A 22592-nucleotide genomic window follows, 5' to 3' on the forward strand; every position below is an offset into this window, starting at 1 on the left:
CTGCTCTACGCACCTGGCGCCATCCTGTTCGCCAAGGCCAAGCGTGAAGTCGGCCAACCTGTCTTCACCAACGTGGAAAAGCTGATCTTTGCAGCCGTGGTCATCGGCGCCCTGGTGGCAGCCTTTGGCCTGTACGACGGCTTCCTGACTCTTTGACCCACGTCTTCGTTCAACTGGAGGAATGAAATCATGTCCGCTGAAAAACAGAAGTACGGTGTCCACTCCGAAGCCGGCAAACTGCGCAAGGTGATGGTTTGCGCCCCGGGCCTGGCGCACAAGCGCCTGACGCCGAGCAACTGTGACGAGCTGCTGTTCGACGACGTGATCTGGGTCGACCAGGCCAAGCGTGACCATTTCGACTTTGTCACCAAGATGCGCGAGCGCGGTGTCGATGTGCTGGAAATGCACAACCTGCTGACCGATATCGTGCAGCAACCCGAAGCATTGAAGTGGATCCTCGACCGCAAGATCACCGATGACACCGTCGGTGTGGGCCTGAACAACGAAGTGCGCAGCTGGCTCGAAGGCCTCGAGCCGCGCCATCTGGCCGAGTTCCTGATTGGCGGCGTGGCCGGCCAGGACCTGCCACAAAGCGAAGGCGCCGATGTGGTCAAGATGTACAACGACTACCTGGGCCACTCCAGCTTCATTCTGCCGCCGCTGCCCAACACCCAGTTCACCCGCGACACCACGTGCTGGATCTACGGCGGTGTCACCCTGAATCCGATGTACTGGCCGGCGCGCCGTCAGGAAACCCTGCTGACCACCGCCATCTACAAGTTCCACAAGGAGTTCACCAACGCCGACTTCGAAGTCTGGTACGGCGACCCGGACAAGGAACACGGCCAGTCCACCCTCGAAGGCGGTGACGTGATGCCGATCGGCAACGGCATCGTGCTGATCGGCATGGGCGAGCGCACCTCGCGTCAGGCCATCGGCCAGTTGGCGCGCAACCTGTTCGCCAAGGGCGCAGTCAAGGAAGTGATCGTCGCCGGCCTGCCGAAGTCCCGCGCCGCCATGCACCTGGACACTGTGTTCAGCTTCTGCGACCGCGACCTGGTCACGGTCTTCCCGGAAGTGGTGAAAGAGATCATTCCATTCATCATCCGCCCCGACGAAAGCAAGCCTTACGGCATGGATGTACGCCGCGTCAACAAGTCGTTCATCGAGGTGGTGGGCGAGCAACTGGGGGTCAAGCTGCGCGTGGTCGAGACCGGCGGCAACAGCTTCGCCGCCGAACGCGAACAGTGGGATGACGGCAACAACGTGGTGGCCATCGAGCCGGGCGTGGTCATTGGCTACGACCGCAACACCTACACGAATACCCTGCTGCGCAAGGCCGGGATCGAGGTCATCACCATCAGCGCCGGCGAACTGGGCCGGGGCCGTGGCGGCGGCCACTGCATGACCTGCCCGATCGTGCGTGACCCTATCGACTACTAACGACCATTACCCCCGGCCGCCCTCACGAAGCGGCGGCCGGTGCGTTCACCAAACTCAAGGAGAAATGTCATGGCGTTCAATATTCACAACCGCAACCTGCTCAGCCTGGAACACCACACCACCCGCGAGCTGCGCTACCTGCTGGACCTGTCCCGTGACCTCAAGCGCGCCAAGTACACCGGCACCGAGCAGCAGCACCTGAAGGGCAACAACATCGCCCTGATCTTCGAAAAAACCTCTACCCGTACCCGCTGCGCCTTCGAAGTGGCCGCTTATGACCAGGGCGCCAACGTTACCTACATCGACCCCAACTCTTCGCAGATCGGCCACAAGGAGAGCATGAAGGACACCGCCCGCGTGCTCGGGCGCATGTATGACGCCATCGAGTACCGTGGCTTCAAGCAGGAAATCGTCGAAGAACTGGCGAAGTTCGCCGGTGTTCCGGTGTTCAACGGCCTGACCGACGAATACCACCCGACGCAGATGATCGCCGACGTGCTGACCATGCGCGAGCACAGCGACAAGCCACTGCACGACATCAGCTACGCCTACCTGGGCGATGCCCGCAACAACATGGGCAACTCGCTGCTGCTGATCGGCGCCAAGCTCGGCATGGACGTGCGTATCGCCGCGCCCAAGGCGCTGTGGCCGCATGACGACCTGGTCGAGCGTTGCCGCAAGTACGCCGAGGAAAGCGGTGCGCGCATCACCCTCACCGAAGACCCGGTTGCCGCGGTCAAGGGTGTGGACTTCGTGCACACCGACGTGTGGGTATCGATGGGTGAGCCGATCGAAGCCTGGGGTGAGCGCATCAAGCTGCTCAAGCCGTATCAGGTGAATACACAACTGATGAAGTCCACCGGCAACCCGCGGACCAAGTTCATGCACTGCCTGCCGGCGTTCCACAACTCCGAAACCAAGGTAGGCAAGCAGATCGCCGAACAGTACCCGGACCTGGCCAACGGTATCGAAGTGACCGACGACGTCTTCGAGTCGCCGGCCTGCATCGCCTTCGAGCAGGCAGAAAACCGCATGCACACGATCAAGGCGATTCTGGTTTCGACGCTGGCTGACCTGTAAAGGCTGACACGACAAGCCGGGTACCCCGGTTCCCTGTGGGAGCGGGTTTACCCGCGAATGCGTCAGTAGCACCAGCCGCGCTGCATGGGCTGACGCTTTCGCGGGTAAACCCGCTTCCACAAGGGAGCGGCGATACCGGTAGAGAACAGCGCTCCCTTCTTTCGTTAAAGGACATTCCCCATGCGTATCGTTGTTGCATTGGGCGGCAACGCCCTGCTGCGTCGCGGCGAGCCGATGACCGCTGACAACCAGCGCGCCAATATCCGCACCGCTACCGAACAGATCGCCAAGATCCACCCTGGCAACGAGCTGGTCATCGCCCACGGCAACGGCCCGCAAGTGGGCCTGCTGTCGCTGCAGGGCCTGTCCTACAAGCCCGACGAGGCCTACCCGCTGGACGTGCTGGGTGCAGAGACCGAGGGCATGATCGGCTACATGATCGAACAGGAACTGGGCAACCTGCTGGCCTTCGAAGTGCCGTTCGCCACCCTGCTGACCCAGGTCGAAGTGGACGCCAACGACCCCGCCTTCAAGGACCCGACCAAGTTCATCGGCCCGGTCTACGGCAAGGAAGAGGCCGAGCGCCTGGCCAAGGAAAAGGGTTGGGTGGTCAAGCCTGACGGCGACAAGTACCGCCGCGTGGTAGCCAGCCCGAAACCCAAGCGCATCTTCGAAATCCGCCCGATCAAGTGGCTGCTGGAAAAGAGCAGCATCGTGATCTGCGCCGGCGGCGGCGGCATCCCCACCATGTACGACGAGAACCGCAAGCTCAAGGGCATCGAGGCGGTGATCGACAAGGACCTGTGCTCTGCCCTGCTGGCGGAGCAGCTGGACGCCGACCTGCTGATCATCGCCACCGACGTCGATGCGGCCTACATCGACTGGGGCAAGCCGACCCAGAAAGCCATCGCCCAGGCGCACCCCGACGAACTGGAACGCCTCGGCTTCGCTGCCGGCTCCATGGGGCCGAAGGTGCAGGCGGCCTGCGATTTTGCCCGTAATACCGGCAAGGTGGCGGTGATCAGTTCGCTGGAAAACATCGAAGACATCGTCAAAGGCACTGCTGGTACGCGGGTGTCCACCGCCAAGCCAGGGATCAGCTACCGTTGAATGCAGTGGGCGGGCCGATGGGCCCGCCATTTTCACCTTCCAGAGGAGTCCGCCATGGCCCAGTACCAGCCCGGTCATGTACACATCGAGCGCACCGCGCTGAACAAGAACGACCACAGCTATGACCTGAACATCGAATACGAGGCCGCGTCGGATCCCAAGGAAGGCAGAGGCATCCAGTTCAAGATGCATGGCAGCATCGAAGGCAAGCCAGTGGAAGAAAAGTTCTTCCTGGCCAAGGACCAGGTGTTGCCCAGCTTCCTCATGCTACTGACCCGCAAGGCGCAGTCGTACCTGACGCCACCGAAGAAATTCGAAAACCTGAGTTCGCCGCACAAGCTTTATGACCATATGTTCGCGGACATTCGCGAAAAGCTTGATGTGAAGTCGGGCGATCCGATCAAGCCTGAACATCTGGAGTGATTTCAAGAACCGCGGGCTGCTTTGCAGCCCATCGCGACGCAAGGCCGCTCCCACAGGTTGGCCGCTGACCCCAAGGCCTGCGCGATACTTGTGGGAGCGGCCTTGCGTCGCGATGGGCCGCAAAGCGGCCCCGACAATGTTGAGGCATACTACCGCCCTCCCCAGCCACAACCGCACCCTCCCCATGCGCATCCACGTCAGCTTCATCGACCGCGTCGGCATCACCCAGGAAGTCCTCGCCCTGCTCGGTGCCCGCAACCTCAACCTGGACGCCGTGGAGATGGTCCCGCCGAACGTCTATATCGACGCCCCCACCCTCAGCCCCGCCGTGCTCGAAGAACTGCACGACGCGCTGTTCGAGGTGCATGGCGTGCGATCGGTGGAGGTGGTCGACATCCTGCCCGGCCAACGCCGACACCTGCAGCTCGATGCCCTGCTGGCAGCGATGAGCGACCCGGTGCTGGCCGTGGACAGCGCCGGCAAGGTGCTGCTGGCCAACCCGGCACTGATCGAGCTGTGCGGCCGTGAATCGGCCGGGCGCTCGGTAGGGGAACTGTTCGGCGACCCGGCGCTGCTGCAGGCACTGCTGGAAAACAACTTCCACCTGCCTATGCGCGAAATGCAGCTGAACGGCCACAGTCTGCTGCTGGATGCAACTCCCATTACCAACGCCGGTGGCCTGCTGACGCTGTACCCACCCACGCGCATGGGCGAACGCCTGTCGGCCCTGCACCACGACCATGCCGAAGGCTTCGATGCCTTGCTCGGCGAATCACCGGCCATCCGCACCCTCAAGGCCCGCGCGCTGCGCGTGGCGGCGCTCGATGCACCGCTGCTGGTGCATGGCGAAACCGGCACCGGCAAGGAGCTGGTAGCCCGCGCCTGCCACGCCATCAGCAGCCGCCACGCGGCGCCATTCCTGGCCCTGAACTGCGCCGCGCTACCCGAGAGCCTGGCCGAGAGCGAACTGTTCGGCTACGCCCCCGGCGCCTTCACCGGCGCACAACGGGGCGGCAAGCCGGGGCTGATGGAGCTGGCCAACCAGGGCACGGTATTCCTTGATGAAATAGGCGAGATGTCGCCGTACCTGCAGGCCAAGCTGCTGCGCTTTCTCAGCGATGGCAGCTTCCGCCGGGTAGGTGGCGACCGCGAAGTGAAGGTGGATGTACGCATCATCAGCGCCACCCACCGCGATCTGGAGCGCATGGTCGCCGAAGGCAGCTTCCGAGAAGACCTGTTCTACCGCCTGAACGTGCTCAATCTGCAGGTACCGCCGCTGCGCGAGCGTGGCCACGACATTCTGATGCTGGCGCATTTCTTCATGCAGCAGGCCTGCACGCAGATCCAGCGCCCGCCCTGCCGGCTGACCCCGGCCACCCATTCGGCACTGCTGGCCAACCCTTGGCCGGGCAATGTGCGCCAGCTGCAGAACGTGATATTCCGCGCGGCAGCGATCTGCGAAGGCAACCTGGTGGATATCGGTGACCTGGACATAGCCGGGACATCGGTGGCGCGTGGCCAGGACGGCGACGTGGCGAGCCTGGAGCAAGCAGTAGGGGATTTCGAGCGTGAGCTGTTGCAACGGTTATATGCCAGTTACCCGTCGACACGGCAACTGGCGGGGCGTCTGCAAACTTCGCACACCGCCATTGCGCAACGTTTGCGCAAATACGGTATTCCAGGCAGAAGCTGAGGCTTTTTACCGCTTAACTTCAGATTACCCCTACGGGTCTGACCAATACTTCAACAATCACTGCTGCGAAAATGGCGCTCATCCAATTGATGGAGAGAGCGCCTCTCATGCTTGACCTCGACTTCTACGGCACATTAGTCGCCGCCTCACTGGTGCTGTTGTTGGGCCACGGGCTGGTGACACGTGTCGCTGTCCTGCGAACCTACAATATCCCCGAGCCTGTTGCAGGCGGCCTGGTCGTTGCCCTGATCTTGCTGGCCTTGCGCAGTTTCGACCTGAAAGTGCAGTTCGATACATCATTGCAAGCACCCCTGATGCTGGCGTTCTTCGCCACCATTGGCCTGAACGCTGACTTCGCCAGCTTGAAAAAAGGCGGGCGCGTGGTCGGAATCTTCCTGGTCGTGGTGACCGGCTTGCTCGTGGTGCAAAACGCCATGGGCATCGGCCTGGCCACGATGTTGGGGCTGGACCCGCTTATGGGCCTGCTGACCGGCTCCATCACGCTATCCGGCGGCCACGGCACAGGTGCGGCGTGGAGCAGTACCTTCAGCGAAAAATATGGCCTGGCCTCCGCCTCGGAACTGGCCTTGGCCTCCGCCACCTTTGGCTTGGTGCTGGGCGGACTGATCGGCGGCCCGGTCGCCCGCCTGTTGATCAGGCGCGTGCAAACGCCCGGCGCCGATCAGGCGATAGCGCACTTGCCAAAGGGCTTTGAAGAGCCTGAAAAGGAACGCCTGATTACGCCATTCTCATTCATCGAGACGTTGGCGCTGATATCGGTCAGTCTGCTTGGCGGCACCTTGTTGAATAGCCAACTGCAAGGCACAGCGTTTGAATTGCCGACTTTCGTCTGCGTATTGTTTGTTGGCGTCTTGTTGCGTAATGGTCTTTCTGCACTGGGCGTGTACCAAGTGTTCGAGCGCGAAGTCTCGGTGCTGGGCAATGTCAGCCTGTCGCTGTTCCTGGCCATTGCACTGATGTCGCTCAAGTTGTGGGACCTGGCAGCCCTGGCCCTGCCCTTCCTGATTATCCTGGCGGCACAAACGTTGCTCATGGCGCTGTTCGCAATCTTCATTACCTTCCGGGTCATGGGCAGCAATTACGACGCAGCGGTCTTGGCAGCCGGGCATTGTGGTTTCGGCCTGGGTGCCACACCTACCGCCATCGCCAACATGCAAGCCGTGACTCACCGCTTCGGACCCTCTCAGCTGGCGTTTCTGGTAGTACCGATGGTGGGTGCATTCTTCATCGACATCATCAATGTGATCATCATCAAGCTGTACCTGGCATTGCCGTTTTTTGTCGCAAGCTGACCCCATACACCCCGCTGTATTGATTTCGGTACAACGTATTGAAATCAATACAGAGTCCTTCAGATCCGTCTGTGCAAGGGTTTGATCCCCAAACCCTTTTCAATACCCCATCCGCTGTAGCGTTTTCATTCCACAAGAATGACAAAATGATTACGCATTCAAGTTAACACTTTGATTTATAACGGATTTTGCCGATTGGCCGCATTTTTGCTAAGGGAATCCCAACCCCAAGAGCGCGGAGCCACCGCGCCCAACGCCCTGCTTCCCGAGGATTCCCCATGAGCGAGTTGCGTTTCACTGAAGATCACGAATGGCTGCGCGTCGAAGCCGATGGCAGCGTTACCGTGGGCATCACCGCCTACGCCCAGAACGCCCTTGGCGATGTGGTTTTCGTGCAACTGCCAGAGTTGCAGCAGTATGAGAAAGGCAGCGAAGCGTCCACCGTCGAGTCGGTCAAGGCCGCCAGCGGTGTGTACATGCCCCTGACCGGCGAAGTGGTCCAGATCAACGACCAGCTCGAGGACAGCCCGGAACTGGTCAACGAAGACCCGATGGGCGAAGGCTGGTTCTTCCGCTTCATCCCCGCCGATGCCAGCGAAGTCACCGCCCTGCTCGACCAGGACGCCTATGACCGCCTGATCAAAGCCAACGACGACGCCTGAGGAACCCCGCCATGACCATCAACCTCGGCACCGCCAACGAATTCATCGCCCGCCACATCGGCCCGCGCGCCGCTGACGAGCAGGCCATGCTGGCCGCCCTCGGCTTCGACTCGCTGGAAGCCATGACCGCCGCGGTCATTCCCGACAGCATCAAGGGCACCAGCGTGCTCGGCTCGCACGACGGCCAGAGCGAAGCCGACGCGCTCGCCGCGCTCAAGGCCATCGCCGGCAAGAACCAGCTGTTCAAGAGCTACATCGGCCAGGGTTACTACAACACCCACACTCCGGCGCCGATCCTGCGCAACCTGCTGGAAAACCCGGCCTGGTACACCGCCTATACCCCGTACCAGCCAGAAATTTCCCAGGGCCGCCTGGAAGCGCTGCTGAACTTCCAGACCCTGATCAGCGACCTGACCGGCCTGCCGATCGCCAACGCCTCGCTGCTCGACGAAGCCACCGCTGCCGCCGAGGCCATGACCTTCTGCAAGCGCCTGTCGAAGAACAAGGCCAGCCACGCCTTCTTCGCCTCAGTGCACTGCCACCCGCAAACCCTCGACGTTCTGCGCACCCGTGCCGAACCGCTGGGCATCGAGATCGTGGTCGGCGACGAGCGCGAGCTGAGCGATGTCAGCGCCTTCTTCGGCGCCCTGCTGCAGTACCCGGCCAGCAACGGTGAAGTGTTCGACTACCGCGAAGTGGTCGAGCGCTTCCACGCAGCCAATGCCCTGGTCGCCGTTGCCGCCGACCTGCTGGCCCTGACCCTGCTGACCCCGCCGGGCGAGTTCGGTGCCGATGTGGCCATCGGCAGCGCCCAGCGCTTCGGCGTGCCACTGGGCTTCGGTGGCCCGCACGCGGCCTACTTCTCCACCCGTGACGCATTCAAGCGCGACATGCCGGGCCGCCTGGTCGGTGTGTCGATCGACCGCTTCGGCAAGACCGCACTGCGCCTGGCCATGCAGACCCGCGAACAGCACATCCGCCGCGAAAAGGCCACCAGCAACATCTGCACCGCCCAGGTGCTGCTGGCCAACATCGCCAGCACGTTCGCCGTGTATCACGGCCCGGCCGGCCTCAAGCGCATCGCCGAACGTACCCATGCCCTGACTGCGATCCTGGCCGCCGGCCTGAAAACGCTAGGCGTACAGGTAGTGGGCGCCAGCGCTTTCGACACCCTGACCCTGGCCACCGGCAATGCCACTGCCGGCCTGCATGAAAAGGCGCGCGCCCAGGGCATCAACCTGCGCCAGATCGACGCCGCCCACGTGGGCCTGTCGCTGGACGAAACCAGTAGCCAGGCCGATGTCGAGGCCCTGTGGCAGCTGATCGGTGGCGACCAGGCCCAGCCGGACTTCACCGCCCTGGCCGCCAGCACCGGCTCGCTGCTGCCTGCCGCCCTGCTGCGCCAGTCGGCCATCCTCGCGCACCCGGTATTCAACCGCTACCACAGCGAAACCGAGCTGATGCGCTACCTGCGCCGCCTGGCCGACAAGGACCTGGCGCTGGACCGCAGCATGATCCCGCTGGGCTCGTGCACCATGAAGCTGAACGCCGCCAGCGAAATGATCCCGGTCACCTGGGCCGAGTTCGGCAATCTGCACCCGTTTGCCCCAGCCGAGCAGAGCCAGGGCTACCTGCAGATGACCACCGAGCTGGAGGCCATGCTCTGCGCCGCCACCGGTTACGACGCCGTTTCGCTGCAGCCCAACGCCGGCTCCCAGGGCGAGTACGCAGGCCTGCTGGCCATCCGCGCCTACCACCGCAGCCGTGGCGAAGGCCACCGCGATATCTGCCTGATCCCGTCGTCGGCCCACGGCACCAACCCGGCAACCGCGCACATGGCCGGCATGCGCGTGGTGGTCACCGCCTGTGATGCCCGCGGCAACGTCGATGTCGAAGACCTGCGCGCCAAAGCCATCGAGCACCGCGAGCGCCTGGCTGCGATCATGATCACCTACCCGTCGACCCATGGCGTGTTCGAGGAAGCGATCGGTGAAATCTGCGCGATCATCCACGACAACGGTGGCCAGGTGTACATCGACGGCGCCAACATGAACGCCATGGTCGGCCTGTGCGCCCCGGGCAAGTTCGGTGGCGACGTTTCGCACCTGAACCTGCACAAGACTTTCTGCATCCCGCACGGCGGTGGCGGCCCGGGCGTCGGCCCGATCGGTGTCAAGTCGCACCTGGCGCCGTTCCTGCCCGGCCACGCGCAGCTGGAAAACACCGAGGGCGCGGTTTGCGCCGCGCCGTTCGGCAGCGCCAGCATCCTGCCGATCACCTGGATGTACATCCGCATGATGGGCGGTGCCGGCCTCAAGCGTGCCTCGCAGATGGCGATCCTCAACGCCAACTACATCGCCCGTCGCCTGGAAGAGCACTATCCTGTTCTGTATACCGGCGGCAATGGCCTGGTTGCCCACGAGTGCATCCTCGACCTGCGCCCGCTGAAGGACACCAGCGGCATCAGCGTAGACGATGTGGCCAAGCGCCTGATCGACTTCGGCTTCCACGCCCCGACCATGTCCTTCCCGGTTGCAGGCACGCTGATGATCGAACCGACCGAAAGCGAGTCCAAGGAAGAACTGGACCGCTTCTGCGATGCGATGATCCAGATCCGCGAAGAAATTCGCGCGGTCGAGAACGGCAGCCTGGACAAGGACGACAACCCGCTGAAGAACGCCCCGCACACTGCGGCCGAGCTGGTTGGCGAATGGGCCCATGGCTACAGCCGCGAGCAGGCGGTGTACCCGCTGCCGAGCCTGGTGGAAGGCAAGTACTGGCCGCCGGTCGGCCGGGTCGATAACGTGTTCGGCGACCGCAACCTGGTGTGCGCCTGCCCGTCGATCGAGAGCTATCAGGACGCCTGATAGCCCCTCCCCCGCCACCTACCCTTGGATGGCGGGCCCTGTGGGAGCGGGTTTACCCGCAAATACGATTGTGGCTTTACCGCCGCATTCGCGGGTAAACCCGCTCCCACAGGGTTCAATGTCCACCCAGCATCTCTGGCAGGAGGTCCCATGTCACTGAGCGTCTTCGACCTGTTCAAGATCGGCATCGGCCCCTCCAGCTCCCACACGGTCGGCCCGATGCGCGCCGCCGCGCGCTTCGCCGAAGGGCTGCGCCGTGATGGCCTGCTTGCCCGTACCGTCAGCGTCAAGGCCGAGCTTTACGGCTCGCTAGGCGCCACCGGCAAGGGTCACGGCAGCGACAAGGCCGTGCTGCTGGGCCTCGAGGGCGAACACCCCGATGTCATCGACACCGACACCATCCCCGCCCGCCTGCAGGCCATCCGCGACAGCGGGCGGCTGAACCTGCTTGGCGAGCACGACATCGCGTTCACCGAAAAGCAGCACTTGGCGATGATCCGCAAGCCGCTGGACTACCACCCCAACGGCATGATCTTCCGCGCCTTCGACGAGGCAGGCCTGCAAATCCGCAGCCGCGAGTACTACTCGGTGGGCGGCGGTTTCGTGGTCGACCAGGACGCCGCCGGACACGACCGCATCGTCGAGGACAGCACACCACTGGCCTACCCTTTCAAGACCGCCAAGGAGCTGCTCGGCCATTGCACCGGGCAAAACCTATCGATCAGCCAGGTAATGTTGGCCAACGAGGCAGCCTGGCGCCCCGAGGCGGAAACCCGTGCCGGGCTGCTGCGCATCTGGCAGGTGATGCAGGATTGCGTCGAAGCCGGTTGCCAGCATGAAGGCATCCTGCCTGGCGGGCTGAAGGTCAAGCGCCGGGCGCCGGCGTTGTACCGCCAACTGAGCCGCCACCCCGAAGCCAGCCTGCGCGATGCCCTGTCGGTACTCGACTGGGTCAACCTCTATGCCCTGGCGGTGAACGAGGAAAACGCCTATGGCGGGCGTGTGGTCACCGCGCCTACCAACGGCGCGGCGGGCATCGTCCCGGCGGTGCTGCACTATTACATGCGCTTCGTACCGGGTGCCAACGAGGACGGGGTAGTGCGGTTTCTGCTCACCGCCGCAGCCATTGGCATCCTGTACAAGGAAAACGCCTCCATCTCCGGTGCCGAAGTTGGCTGCCAGGGCGAGGTCGGCGTGGCCTGTTCGATGGCCGCCGGGGCGCTGTGCGAAGTGATGGGTGGCAGCGTGCAACAGGTGGAAAACGCTGCCGAAATCGGCATGGAACACAACCTGGGCCTGACCTGCGACCCGATCGGCGGGCTGGTCCAGGTGCCTTGCATCGAGCGCAACGCCATGGGCTCGGTGAAGGCGATCAACGCAGTGCGCATGGCCTTGCGCGGCGACGGGCAGCACTACGTGTCGCTCGACAAGGTCATCCGCACCATGCGCCAGACCGGCGCCGACATGAAAAGCAAATACAAAGAGACCGCCCGTGGCGGCCTGGCCGTCAACATCATCGAGTGTTGACCCGACAACAACAGCAAGGAGTCACCGATGTCCGAAACACTGCTCAAGACCCCACTGCACGCCCTGCACCTGGAACTGGGTGCGCGCATGGTGCCGTTCGCCGGCTATGACATGCCGGTGCAGTACCCGTTGGGCGTGCTCAAGGAACACCTGCACACCCGCGAGCAGGCCGGCCTGTTCGATGTCTCGCACATGGGCCAGATCACCCTGCGCGGCGGCGATGCGGCCAAGGCCCTGGAAAGCCTGGTGCCGGTGGATATCATCGACCTGCCGGTGGGCATGCAGCGCTATGCCATGTTCACCAATGAGCAAGGCGGCATCCTCGACGACCTGATGGTCGCCAACCTGGGCGACGACACGCTGTTCCTGGTGGTCAACGCCGCCTGCAAGGAGCAGGACCTGGCCCACCTGCAAGCGCACATCGGCAGCCGTTGCGAGGTGCAGTCGCTGTTCGAGCAGCGCGCCCTGCTGGCCCTGCAAGGCCCGGCGGCGGTCAAGGTGCTGGAGCGCCTGGCGCCGGAAGTGGCCGGCATGACCTTCATGCAGTTCCGCCCGGTGAAACTGCTCGGTGAAGACTGCTTCGTCAGCCGCTCGGGCTACACAGGCGAAGACGGCTACGAAATTTCGGTACCGACACATGCCGCCGAAGCCTTGGCCCGCCGCCTGCTGGCCGAGCCCGAAGTACAGCCGATCGGCCTGGGTGCGCGCGACTCCCTGCGCCTTGAAGCCGGCCTGTGCCTGTATGGCCACGACATGAACACGGAGACCACGCCGGTGGAAGCCAGCCTGCTGTGGGCCATTTCCAAGGTTCGCCGTGCCGATGGCGCGCGTGCCGCAGGCTTCCCGGGTGCCGAAGCCATCTTCGCCCACCAGCGCGATGGCGTGGCGCGCAAACGTGTGGGCCTTTTGCCGCAGGAGCGTACGCCAGTACGTGAAGGCGCGGATATTGTCGATGCAAGCGATAAACCTGTAGGCAAAGTGTGCAGCGGCGGCTTCGGCCCGACACTCGGTGCACCTGTAGCAATGGGTTATATCGATAGTGAACATACTGCTATCGACACGCCACTGTTTGCCGTTGTGCGCGGAAAGAAGGTTGCCTTGAAAGTCAGCAAAATGCCTTTCGTGACACAACGTTACTACCGGGGCTGAAGCTGCTTTGTGAAGGTTGCGGTCAGCTTCGACATATTCGTTTTCGAACCTGTCCAATAACTTTTGGAACATGGCGCCAGGCCAGGCGCCATGCCGTGTCCGACAAATCGGTCGGTTATCGGCAAACGGCCGATTTTCCATACGACCAAGGGCTTGTTTTTCGCTCGGGAGTTGGCGTAGAGTCACTGCACTGTGTTTGCATGGGTCGCAACAGTTCGTGACCTGGGCCAGTAGCCGCAATCTGCTACAACCCGTTCGACGTCTCTTACTTTCCTGCAACCCAGCCCAGTAATCTTTTGCTTCCTGTTATTGCAAAAGAAACTGTCATCAAAATTCAAGCTTCATAGGAAATAAGACAATGGCTGAGCGTCAGAACGGTACCGTCAAGTGGTTCAATGACGAAAAAGGTTACGGTTTCATCACCCCAGAAAGCGGTGCTGATCTGTTCGTGCACTTCCGCGCTATCGAAGGCAACGGCTTCAAGAGCCTGAAAGAAGGCCAGAAAGTCTCCTTCGAAGCAGTGCAGGGCCAGAAAGGCCTGCAAGCTGACAAAGTTCAGGTTCTTGGCTAAGCCGAACCCGACTTCAAAAAAGCCCCTGCCAAGTGCAGGGGCTTTTTTTTGCCCGTAGAATAGCCGCTTCGTCTTCTGGAGCCGTTCTGCATGTCCAAGCCTCTGCTTTCACCCAAGGGTGATTTTCCACCGGTCGGCCTGGGCCGGCGCCTGGCGGCGATGTTCTATGACTTCCTGTTGTGCACGGCGCTACTGATCGTGACGGCCGGCGCCTATAAGCTGATCCAGATGGCGATCATCGGCGAAGCACGCATGCGTGAGCTGACCGAGGCTGGCGCACTCGACGGCGACCCACTGCTGTCCACCGTGCTGCTGTTCGTCCTGTTCGGTTTCTTTGCCAAGTTCTGGACCCATGGTGGGCAGACCCTGGGCATGCAGGTGTGGGGTGTGCGCGTGCAGAACACCGATGGCACGGCCATCAGCCTGTGGCAGGCGCTGCTGCGGTTCGTGGTGTCGATTGCCTCGTGGCTGTGCCTGGGGTTGGGTTTTTTCTGGGTGTTGGTCGACAAGCGCAAGCGCGGTTGGCATGACATCTATTCGGAAAGCCAGCTGGTGCGGGTGCCGAAGCAGAAGAAGTGAGCTGAGACTTGTATTGCCTGTGCTGACCTCTTCGCGGGTAAACCCGCTCCCACAGGTACAGCACAGGCATCACGACCGGTGCGATTCCTGTGGGAGCGGGTTTACCCGCGAAGGGGCCAGCACAAGCGAACACCCATGAAAAAGCCGACCCTGAGGTCGGCTTTTTTGTGCAGCTCAGGCCACTATCCGGCCCGGCGCAACAACCACACACCGGCCAGCGCACAGATGCCCGCCGGGATCACCACCGCCAGCAGCGGCGGGAAGCCGAACACCTGGCTCGAAGGCCCCAGCAGGTCCTGGGCGATGCGGAACACGAAGCCCACCAGCACACCGGTGAACACGCGCTGGCCAAGGGTTACCGAGCGCAGCGGGCCGAAAATGAAGGAAATGGCCATCAGCACCAGCGCCGCGGTCACCATCGGCTGCAATACCTTGGTCCAGAACGCCAGCCAGTAACGGGCATTGTTCAGGCCCTGGTCGGACAGGTAGTGGATGTAGTCCCACAGCCCGGTAATGGACAGCGACTCCGGTGCCAGGATCACGGTGTTGAGCAGTTGCGGCGTGAGCGAAACGTCCCAGCGCTCCTGCGGCGCGGTCACCACTTCGGTGTGGTCGCCACGGAAGAATGTGGTGCGCACATCGCTGAGCATCCAGTGGTCGTCCTGGTACTGTGCACGGCGGGCGAAGCTCGAGGTGACAATCTTGCGCTCGCTGTCGAAACGGTAACGGGTCACACCCAGCAGCAGGCCGTTAGGCTGCACGGCGTTGATGTGCACGTACTCCTCGCCCTGGCGGTGCCACATGCCGCGCTTGGAACTTTGCGCATCACCACCACCCTGGGCCAGGGAACGGTCGGCCTGGGCCTTGTTCTCGGTCACCGGCGCCACGTACTCGCCGATCAACAAGCCGACCAGCATCAGCACCAGCATCGGCTTCATCACCGCCCAGACGATGCGCCCGATGGAAACCCCGGCAGCACGCATGATGGTCAGTTCGCTGCTGCTGGCCAGGCTGCCCAGGCCGATCAGGCAGCCGATCAGGGCGGCCATCGGCAGCATTTCGTACAGGCGCCGTGGTGCGGTCAGCAAGACGAAGTTGCCCGCCTCCATCACCGTGTAGGTGTCACTCAGGTCGCTCATCTCGTCGATGAAGGCAAACAGCGAAGCCAGGCCGAGGATGATCCCCAGCACGGCAAGGATGGCCAGCAGCACGCTCTGGCCGATATAGCGGTCGAGCTTACCCATGGGCCACCTCCGCACGACGGGCGGCGCGCTTGAGGCGCAGCGGCTCCCAGTACATCAGGCCCAGGCCGATCAGCAGGAACAGGCCGTGGACCCACCACATGCCCAGGGCGATCGGCAGTTTGCCCTTCTCGAGGGCGCCGCGTACGGAAATCAGCATTGTCAGGTAAGCCATGTACAGAAGAATTGCCGGCAGCAGCTTGAGGAAGCGGCCCTGGCGCGGGTTGACCCGGGACAGCGGCACCGCCAGCATGGTGACGATGAACACCAGGATCGGCAGCGACAACCGCCATTGCAGCTCGGCGCGCTCGCGCAGGCCCTTCTTGCCGATCAGCTCGGAAGTGGGGATGGCTTCGCGGTCGGTCACTTCCTCGGCGACTTCCGGCTTGGGCAGCAGCACGCCGTAGGTGTCGTACTTGATCGCACGGTAATCGGCCTGGCCCGGGTTGCCGTCGTAACGGTAACCGTTTTCCAGCACCAGGTAGCGGTTGCCATCGGCCTGGATTTCCTGGTGGCCTTTTTCGGCAACCAGCACCGACGGGGCGCGGTCCTTGGTCTTGTCCTGGTTGAAGCGCTTCTCGGAAATGAACACCCCGGCCAGGTTGATGCGGTCATCCGACAGCTCTTCGGTGTAGGTCACCCGCGAGCCGTCGCGCAGGGTCTGGAAGCGGCCCGGCACCAGGGTGTCGAACTCGGTCAGGGCGTCCTGCTGGGCGATGATCTGCTGCACCTGGGCCACCCCCAGCGGCGCCAGGCTCAGGCTCAGCCAGGCCACCAGCAGGGCGACCAGGGCGGCCGGCGCCATGGTCAGGCCCAGCAGGCGCTGCTGGCTCATGCCGGTGGCCGACAGCACGGTCATCTCGCTTTCCAGGTACAGGCGCCCGTACGCCAGGAGAATGCCGAGGAACAGCCCCAACGGCAGGATCAACTGCAGGAAGCCCGGCAGACGGAAGCCCATGATCAGGAACAGCACGCTCGGGTCGAGCACACCCTGGGCAGCCTGGGCCAGGTACTTGATGAAGCGCCCGCTCATGATGATCACCAGCAGCACGGCGCTGACGGCGCTCAAGGTCACCAGGACCTCGCGGGACAGATAACGAAAGACGATCAAACCAGACACTCCTGGGTTGTCAGGGCGGACTGCCAATCAATGGCGCCAGACAATGACTTAGTACAGCCAAGACCAATGCCGGTTCGCCAAAGGCGAACCTCCATGTAAAGTGCGCGCATTATCCTGTGATTGACCGCCCCTGTCACTTCGCCGCGCATGAAGGCGCACAACGGGGTTGTCAGCACGCTTGCCGCAGGCTCAAACTGGCAGCTTTTCCGCTGGCGCGCGACTACGCGGCCAGGCCCGTCCAGAGCGCTGGAATACACAGCGCCGACTGTATCGATCATTCGGGGATCCTGACATGGAACTGGTTGTAAAAAGCGTAGCTGCTGCATCCGTAAAAACCGCCACCCTGGTCCTCCCGGTAGGTGAAAACCGCAAGCTCGGCAGCGTGGCCAAGGCGGTCGACCAGGCCAGCGAAGGTGCCATCAGTGCCGTGCTCAAGCGTGGCGACCTGGCCGGCAAGCCCGGCCAGACCCTACTCCTGCAGAACCTCGCGGGCCTGAAGGCCGAGCGCGTGCTGCTGGTGGGCAGCGGCAAGGACGAAGCCCTGGGCGACCGCGCCTGGCGCAAACTGGTCGCCAGCGTCGCCGGCGTGCTCAAAGGCTTGAACGGCACCGACGCCGTGCTGGCCCTGGACGACATCGCGGTCAGCAACCGCGACGCCCACTACGGCAAGTACCGCCTGCTGGCCGAAACCCTGCTCGACGGCGAATACGTGTTCGACCGCTTCAAGAGCCAGAAGGCCGAGCCGCGCGCGCTGAAAAAGATCACCCTGCTGGCCGACAAGGCCGGCCAGGCCGAGGTCGAACGTGCCGTCAAGCATGCCAGCGCCATCGCCACCGGCATGGCCTTCACCCGCGACCTGGGCAACCTGCCGCCTAACCTGTGCCACCCTAGCTTCCTGGCCGAACAGGCCAAGGACCTGGGCAAGGCGCACAAGGCGCTGAAAGTCGAAGTACTGGACGAAAAGAAGATCAAGGACCTGGGCATGGGCGCGTTCTACGCCGTCGGCCAGGGCAGCGACCAGCCACCACGCCTGATCGTGCTCAACTACCAGGGCGGCAAGAAGGCGGACAAGCCGTTCGTGCTGGTGGGCAAGGGCATTACCTTCGACACCGGCGGCATCAGCCTCAAGCCTGGCGCCGGCATGGACGAAATGAAATACGACATGTGCGGTGCCGCCAGCGTGCTCGGCACCCTGCGTGCGGTGCTCGAGCTGCAGCTGCCGGTCAACCTGGTGTGCCTGCTGGCCTGCGCCGAGAACATGCCGAGCGGCGGCGCCACCCGCCCGGGTGACATCGTCACCACCATGAGCGGGCAGACCGTGGAAATCCTCAACACCGACGCCGAAGGCCGCCTGGTGCTGTGCGACACCCTGACCTACGCCGAGCGCTTCAAGCCGCAGGCAGTCATCGACATCGCCACCCTGACCGGTGCCTGCATCGTCGCCCTGGGCAGCCACACCACCGGCCTGATGGGCAACAACGACGACCTGGTCGGCCAGTTGCTCGACGCCGGCAAGCGCGCCGACGACCGTGCCTGGCAGCTGCCGCTGTTCGATGAGTACCAGGAGCAACTGGACAGCCCGTTCGCCGACATGGGCAACATCGGCGGGCCGAAGGCCGGCACCATCACCGCCGGCTGCTTCCTGTCGCGCTTTGCCAAGGCCTACGACTGGGCGCACATGGACATCGCCGGCACCGCCTGGGTCAGCGGTGGCAAGGACAAGGGCGCCACTGGCCGCCCTGTGCCCCTGCTGACCCAGTACCTGCTGGACCGCGCCGGCGCCTGACGCCATGAAGCCGGTGGCGCCCCGCGCCACCGGCCGGCGATACCATCATGAGCAAAGTAGATTTCTACATCCTGCCAACCGACTCACTGTCGGCGCGGCTCGATTTCGCCTGCAAGCTGTGCGAAAAGGCCTGGCGCCTCGGCCACCGGGTCTACCTGCACTGCCAGGACGCCGAGCAGCGCAGCGACCTGGATCAACGCCTGTGGCGTTTCAAGGGCGAGGCCTTCGTGCCCCACGATCTCGCGGAAATGCATGCCGATGCCAGCGTGGCACTGGGCCTGGCGGCCGACAGCGCGGGCGACCACCACGACCTGTTGATCAACCTGGGCACGGGCGTACCGGGCTTTGTCGGCCAGTTCGAGCGGGTGGCCGAAATCGTCATTGAAGAGCCTGGCATCCGCCAATCGGCCCGTGAACGATTCCGTTTCTACCGTGAACAGGGCTATGCTCTGCAAGACCACCGCTTACAGCGACTTTGACGACGATGGACAAGCCCTCCCCCCTGCCCGACTCCGCCCATCTGCTCGATGACCTCGAGTCGATACGCCAGCTGCTTGGCGACGCCGACCTGCAACCACCGCTGCTGACCGAGACGGTGGAGCAGATCCCGTTGCTGCTTGAAGAAGCGCCCGGCAACCACGCGCCAGCGGCCGAGCCGGTAGCTGCCGAGCCCGAAGATGACCCGCAGACCCGCCGCCAGGACACCCTGCTGCACCTGGAAAGCGAGCTGCGCGCGGCGGCGCAAATGATCATGCAGGATGTGATCAATGACTTTACCCCGCATATCGAGAACGAGATCAAGCGCCGGCTGGATGCGCGGATCGAGCGGTTGATCAAGCGTTCGGAGTAAGCCTGAAAATTCGGCGGCGCCTGCTTCGCGGGTAAACCCGCTCCCACAGGGATCGCAGGAGCCCTAAGACTTGTGAGGTCTCTGTGGGAGCGGGTTTACCCGCGAAGAGGCCATGCCTGCCCTGCCAGATAGCAGCAGCTTGTCGCCTGCGGCCCCCAGCTTGGTTATACTTCCCGGCTTTCCCGAATAAATGCACAGGGTCCCGCCGCGCATGGATAAGACCTACCAGCCGCACGCCATCGAAACTTCCTGGTACAACACCTGGGAGTCCGAGAACTATTTCGCCCCACAAGGTGCAGGCGAGTCCTACACCATCATGATCCCGCCGCCGAACGTGACCGGTAGCCTGCACATGGGCCACGGGTTCAACAACGCGATCATGGACGCCCTGATCCGTTTCCGCCGCATGCAAGGCCGCGACACCCTGTGGCAGCCTGGCACCGACCATGCCGGTATCGCCACCCAGATGCTGGTCGAGCGCCAGCTCGAGGCCAAGGGCCAGAACCGGCATGACCTGGGCCGCGAAAAGTTCCTGGAAAAGGTCTGGGAATGGAAGGACCAGTCCGGTGGCAACATCAGCCGTCAGATCCGCCGCCTGGGCTCGTCGGTCGACTGGAGCCGCGAGCGCTTCACCATGGACGACGGCCTGTCCGAAGCGGTCAAGGAAGCCTTCGTGCGCCTGCATGAAGACGGCCTGATCTACCGCGGCAAGCGCCTGGTCAACTGGGACACCAAGCTGCACACGGCCATCTCCGACCTCGAAGTGGAAAACCACGACGAGAAGGGCCACCTGTGGAACCTGCGCTACCCACTGGCCGACGGCGCCAAGACCGCCGAAGGCAAGGACTACCTGGTCGTCGCCACTACCCGTCCGGAAACCTTGCTGGGTGACGCCGCCGTGGCGGTCAACCCGAACGACGAGCGCTACCAGGCACTGATCGGCAAGTTCGTCGAACTGCCGCTGGTCGGCCGCCGTATCCCGATCATCGCCGACGACTACTGCGACCCCGAGTTCGGTACCGGCTGCGTGAAGATCACCCCGGCCCACGACTTCAACGACTACGAAGTCGGCAAACGCCACAACCTGCCGCTGCTGAACATCTTCGACAAGAACGCCTTCGTGCTCGCCAGCGCGCAGGCCTTCAACCTCGACGGCAGCGTCAACGAGCAGGTGGACACCCGCCTGCCGGCCCAGTACGCCAACCTCGACCGCTTCGTCGCGCGCAAGCAGATCGTCGCCGACCTGGATGCCCAGGGCCTGCTGGTGAGCATCGACGACCATGCCCTGAAAGTACCGAAAGGCGACCGTTCGGGCACCGTCATCGAGCCGTGGCTGACCGACCAGTGGTACGTTTCCACCAAGCCGCTGGCAGAACCTGCCATCGCCGCCGTGGAAGATGGCCGCATCCAGTTCGTGCCCAAGCAGTACGAAAACATGTACTTCTCCTGGATGCGTGACATTCAGGACTGGTGCATCAGCCGCCAGCTGTGGTGGGGCCACCGCATTCCGGCGTGGTACGACGAGGCTGGCCAGGTCTATGTCGGCCGCAACGAGGAAGAAGTGCGCGCCAAGCACAGCCTGGGCGCCGATGTGGTCCTGCGTCAGGACGACGACGTACTCGACACCTGGTTCAGTTCGGGCCTGTGGACCTTCTCCACCCTGGGCTGGCCGGAGCAGACCGAGTTCCTCAAGAAGTTCCACTCCACCGATGTGCTGGTGACCGGCTTCGACATCATCTTCTTCTGGGTTGCGCGCATGATCATGCTGACCATGCACCTGATCAAGAACGAGGATGGCACCCCGCAGGTACCGTTCAAGACCGTGTACGTGCACGGCCTGGTACGTGACGGCCAGGGCCAGAAGATGTCCAAGTCCAAGGGCAACGTGCTGGACCCGCTGGACATCGTCGACGGCATCACCCTCGACGCCCTGCTGGAAAAGCGCACCAGCGGCATGATGCAGCCCAAGCTTGCCGAGAAGATCGCCAAGCAGACCAAGGCCGAGTTCCCCGAAGGTATCGCCAGCTACGGCACCGACGCCCTGCGCTTCACCTTCTGCTCGCTGGCCTCCACCGGGCGCGACATCAAGTTCGACATGGGCCGCGTCGAAGGCTACCGCAACTTCTGCAACAAGATCTGGAACGCCGCCCGCTACGTGCTGGACAAGGGCGAGGACTGCGGCCAGAACGGCGAAGCCTACGAGCTGTCGCTGGCCGACCGCTGGATCATCTCGCAGCTGCAGCGTACCGAAGCCGAAGTGACCCGCCAGCTGGAGCAGTTCCGCTTCGACCTGGCCAGCCAGGCGCTGTACGAGTTCATCTGGAACCAGTACTGCGACTGGTACCTGGAGCTGTCCAAGCCGGTGCTGTGGGACGAGAACGCCCCGGTCGAGCGCGCCCGTGGCACCCGCCGCACCCTGGTGCGCGTGCTGGAAGTGGCGCTGCGCCTGGCGCACCCGTTCATGCCGTTCATCACCGAAGAAATCTGGCAGCGCATCGCGCCGCTGGCCGGCATCGAAGGCAAGACCATCATGCTGCAGCCGTGGCCGGTGGCCAATGAAAGCCGCATCGACGCCGCCGCCGAAGGCGACATCGAGTGGCTCAAGGAACTGATGGTCGGCCTGCGCAACATCCGCGCCGAAATGAACATTGGCCCGGGCAAGCCGCTGCCGCTGTTCCTGAAGAACGCCAACGCCGACGACCAGCGTCGCCTGCAGGAAAACGAAGCCCTGCTGAAGAAGCTGGCCAAGGTCGAATCGTTCACCGTACTGGGCGATGCCGACGAAGCGCCGCTGTCGGCCACCGCCCTGGTCGGTGACCTGCAAGTGCTGGTGCCAATGGCCGGCCTGATTGACAAGGATGCCGAGCTGGCGCGCCTGAACAAGGAAATCCAGCGCCTGCAGGGTGAAGTGGCACGCGTGGGTGGCAAGCTGTCCAACGCCGCCTTCGTCGACAAGGCACCGCCTGCCGTGATCGAAAAAGAGCGCGCCAAGCTGGCCGAGTCCGAACAGGCCCTGGCCAACTTCACCGAGCAGCATGCTCGGATTGCAGCGCTTTAATCACTAGAGAAAAAGCTGGGGCCGCTTTGCGGCCCTTTCGCGACACAAGGCCGCTCCTACAGGGACGGCGCCGGTCTGAAGGGCGCCGCAATCCTGTAGGAGCGGCCTTGTGTCGCGAAA

18 protein-coding genes and 1 pseudogene are annotated in these 22592 nt (G+C 63.3%); 17 read left to right on the forward strand and 2 right to left on the reverse strand.

The features are described from left to right. The 13 genes and pseudogenes from J5M58_RS06920 to J5M58_RS06980 all read left to right on the forward strand — a co-directional run. A pseudogene (locus tag J5M58_RS06920) lies at nucleotides 1-156 on the forward strand (arginine-ornithine antiporter); the annotation flags it as partial. A gap of 33 nt (nucleotides 157-189) precedes the next feature. Next, the gene (gene arcA / locus J5M58_RS06925) at nucleotides 190-1443 is read left to right on the forward strand and encodes an arginine deiminase (RefSeq protein WP_207877664.1); all 1254 of its coding nucleotides are present in this window, start codon (nucleotides 190-192) and stop codon (nucleotides 1441-1443) included. A gap of 69 nt (nucleotides 1444-1512) precedes the next feature. After that, the gene (locus tag J5M58_RS06930) at nucleotides 1513-2523 is read left to right on the forward strand and encodes an ornithine carbamoyltransferase (RefSeq protein WP_112250822.1); all 1011 of its coding nucleotides are present in this window, start codon (nucleotides 1513-1515) and stop codon (nucleotides 2521-2523) included. 180 nt (nucleotides 2524-2703) lie between these two features. Further along, the gene (gene arcC, locus J5M58_RS06935; RefSeq protein WP_063911395.1) at nucleotides 2704-3633 is read left to right on the forward strand and encodes a carbamate kinase; all 930 of its coding nucleotides are present in this window, start codon (nucleotides 2704-2706) and stop codon (nucleotides 3631-3633) included. Between the two features lie 54 nt (nucleotides 3634-3687). Beyond that, nucleotides 3688-4056, forward strand: coding sequence for a DUF5064 family protein (locus J5M58_RS06940; protein ID WP_063911394.1), 369 nt, complete (start codon nucleotides 3688-3690; stop codon nucleotides 4054-4056). A gap of 184 nt (nucleotides 4057-4240) precedes the next feature. Beyond that, nucleotides 4241-5749: a sigma-54-dependent transcriptional regulator gene (locus J5M58_RS06945; RefSeq protein WP_112250820.1), complete on the forward strand. Its 1509-nt coding sequence runs from the start codon at nucleotides 4241-4243 to the stop codon at nucleotides 5747-5749. 107 nt (nucleotides 5750-5856) lie between these two features. Continuing rightward, entirely contained in the window at nucleotides 5857-7062 is a 1206-nt protein-coding gene (gltS, locus tag J5M58_RS06950; RefSeq protein ID WP_112250818.1) for a sodium/glutamate symporter, read from the forward strand. 278 nt (nucleotides 7063-7340) lie between these two features. Next, nucleotides 7341-7724 carry a glycine cleavage system protein GcvH gene (gene gcvH / locus J5M58_RS06955; protein ID WP_112250816.1) on the forward strand — a complete coding sequence of 128 codons (384 nt, stop codon included), beginning with the start codon at nucleotides 7341-7343 and terminating at the stop codon, nucleotides 7722-7724. A gap of 11 nt (nucleotides 7725-7735) precedes the next feature. Further along, on the forward strand, nucleotides 7736-10591 hold the full coding sequence (gene gcvP, locus J5M58_RS06960; RefSeq protein WP_112250814.1) for an aminomethyl-transferring glycine dehydrogenase: 2856 nt from the start codon (nucleotides 7736-7738) through the stop codon (nucleotides 10589-10591). A 150-nt stretch (nucleotides 10592-10741) separates the two neighbouring features. Beyond that, nucleotides 10742-12118, forward strand: coding sequence for an L-serine ammonia-lyase (locus J5M58_RS06965; protein ID WP_207877667.1), 1377 nt, complete (start codon nucleotides 10742-10744; stop codon nucleotides 12116-12118). Nucleotides 12119-12145: 27 nt separating this feature from the next. Further along, nucleotides 12146-13267, forward strand: coding sequence for a glycine cleavage system aminomethyltransferase GcvT (gcvT, locus tag J5M58_RS06970; RefSeq protein ID WP_112250810.1), 1122 nt, complete (start codon nucleotides 12146-12148; stop codon nucleotides 13265-13267). Between the two features lie 358 nt (nucleotides 13268-13625). Continuing rightward, nucleotides 13626-13838, forward strand: a complete 213-nt coding sequence (locus J5M58_RS06975) for a cold-shock protein (RefSeq protein ID WP_028631500.1) — start codon at nucleotides 13626-13628, stop codon at nucleotides 13836-13838. A gap of 90 nt (nucleotides 13839-13928) precedes the next feature. After that, nucleotides 13929-14417, forward strand: coding sequence for an RDD family protein (locus J5M58_RS06980; RefSeq protein ID WP_112250808.1), 489 nt, complete (start codon nucleotides 13929-13931; stop codon nucleotides 14415-14417). A gap of 182 nt (nucleotides 14418-14599) precedes the next feature. Here J5M58_RS06980 and lptG read toward each other — a convergent pair whose 3' ends face one another. Beyond that, nucleotides 14600-15661, reverse strand: a complete 1062-nt coding sequence (lptG, locus tag J5M58_RS06985) for an LPS export ABC transporter permease LptG (protein WP_025337842.1) — start codon at nucleotides 15659-15661, stop codon at nucleotides 14600-14602. Further along, the gene (gene lptF, locus J5M58_RS06990; RefSeq protein WP_015269075.1) at nucleotides 15654-16769 is read right to left on the reverse strand and encodes an LPS export ABC transporter permease LptF; all 1116 of its coding nucleotides are present in this window, start codon (nucleotides 16767-16769) and stop codon (nucleotides 15654-15656) included. Before lptF ends, lptG begins: the two co-directional genes overlap by 8 nt. A gap of 301 nt (nucleotides 16770-17070) precedes the next feature. On the opposite strand from lptF, the gene J5M58_RS06995 reads away from it, so the two are divergent. From J5M58_RS06995 to J5M58_RS07010, 4 genes are all read left to right on the forward strand, one after another. Continuing rightward, nucleotides 17071-18564, forward strand: coding sequence for a leucyl aminopeptidase (locus J5M58_RS06995; RefSeq protein WP_112250806.1), 1494 nt, complete (start codon nucleotides 17071-17073; stop codon nucleotides 18562-18564). A gap of 47 nt (nucleotides 18565-18611) precedes the next feature. After that, entirely contained in the window at nucleotides 18612-19043 is a 432-nt protein-coding gene (locus J5M58_RS07000; RefSeq protein WP_207877669.1) for a DNA polymerase III subunit chi, read from the forward strand. Between the two features lie 5 nt (nucleotides 19044-19048). Further along, complete coding sequence (locus tag J5M58_RS07005) at nucleotides 19049-19414, forward strand: DNA polymerase III subunit chi (protein WP_112250802.1); 366 nt, start codon at nucleotides 19049-19051, stop codon at nucleotides 19412-19414. Nucleotides 19415-19625: 211 nt separating this feature from the next. Next, entirely contained in the window at nucleotides 19626-22472 is a 2847-nt protein-coding gene (locus tag J5M58_RS07010; RefSeq protein ID WP_207877672.1) for a valine--tRNA ligase, read from the forward strand. Nucleotides 22473-22592 lie beyond the last annotated feature (120 nt).

It is taken from the genome of Pseudomonas sp. 32_A (genome assembly GCF_017490905.1).
GTDB classification, from domain to species: Bacteria; Pseudomonadota; Gammaproteobacteria; order Pseudomonadales; family Pseudomonadaceae; genus Aquipseudomonas; species Aquipseudomonas inefficax.

Excerpts from the sequence above, each read along its gene's own strand:
- J5M58_RS07000 (WP_207877669.1), top strand. The coding sequence starts at position 18,612 with ATGAGCAAAGTAGATTTCTACATCCTGCCAACCGACTCACTGTCGGCG.
- J5M58_RS06930 (WP_112250822.1), top strand. The coding sequence starts at position 1,513 with ATGGCGTTCAATATTCACAACCGCAACCTGCTCAGCCTGGAACACCAC.
- J5M58_RS06965 (WP_207877667.1), top strand. The coding sequence starts at position 10,742 with ATGTCACTGAGCGTCTTCGACCTGTTCAAGATCGGCATCGGCCCCTCC.
- J5M58_RS06980 (WP_112250808.1), top strand. The coding sequence starts at position 13,929 with ATGTCCAAGCCTCTGCTTTCACCCAAGGGTGATTTTCCACCGGTCGGC.
- J5M58_RS07010 (WP_207877672.1), top strand. The coding sequence starts at position 19,626 with ATGGATAAGACCTACCAGCCGCACGCCATCGAAACTTCCTGGTACAAC.
- J5M58_RS07005 (WP_112250802.1), top strand. The coding sequence starts at position 19,049 with ATGGACAAGCCCTCCCCCCTGCCCGACTCCGCCCATCTGCTCGATGAC.
- gcvH (WP_112250816.1), top strand. The coding sequence starts at position 7,341 with ATGAGCGAGTTGCGTTTCACTGAAGATCACGAATGGCTGCGCGTCGAA.
- arcC (WP_063911395.1), top strand. The coding sequence starts at position 2,704 with ATGCGTATCGTTGTTGCATTGGGCGGCAACGCCCTGCTGCGTCGCGGC.
- gcvP (WP_112250814.1), top strand. The coding sequence starts at position 7,736 with ATGACCATCAACCTCGGCACCGCCAACGAATTCATCGCCCGCCACATC.
- J5M58_RS06975 (WP_028631500.1), top strand. The coding sequence starts at position 13,626 with ATGGCTGAGCGTCAGAACGGTACCGTCAAGTGGTTCAATGACGAAAAA.
- lptG (WP_025337842.1), bottom strand. The coding sequence starts at position 15,661 with ATGGGTAAGCTCGACCGCTATATCGGCCAGAGCGTGCTGCTGGCCATC.
- J5M58_RS06945 (WP_112250820.1), top strand. The coding sequence starts at position 4,241 with ATGCGCATCCACGTCAGCTTCATCGACCGCGTCGGCATCACCCAGGAA.
- gcvT (WP_112250810.1), top strand. The coding sequence starts at position 12,146 with ATGTCCGAAACACTGCTCAAGACCCCACTGCACGCCCTGCACCTGGAA.
- gltS (WP_112250818.1), top strand. The coding sequence starts at position 5,857 with ATGCTTGACCTCGACTTCTACGGCACATTAGTCGCCGCCTCACTGGTG.
- J5M58_RS06995 (WP_112250806.1), top strand. The coding sequence starts at position 17,071 with ATGGAACTGGTTGTAAAAAGCGTAGCTGCTGCATCCGTAAAAACCGCC.
- arcA (WP_207877664.1), top strand. The coding sequence starts at position 190 with ATGTCCGCTGAAAAACAGAAGTACGGTGTCCACTCCGAAGCCGGCAAA.
- J5M58_RS06940 (WP_063911394.1), top strand. The coding sequence starts at position 3,688 with ATGGCCCAGTACCAGCCCGGTCATGTACACATCGAGCGCACCGCGCTG.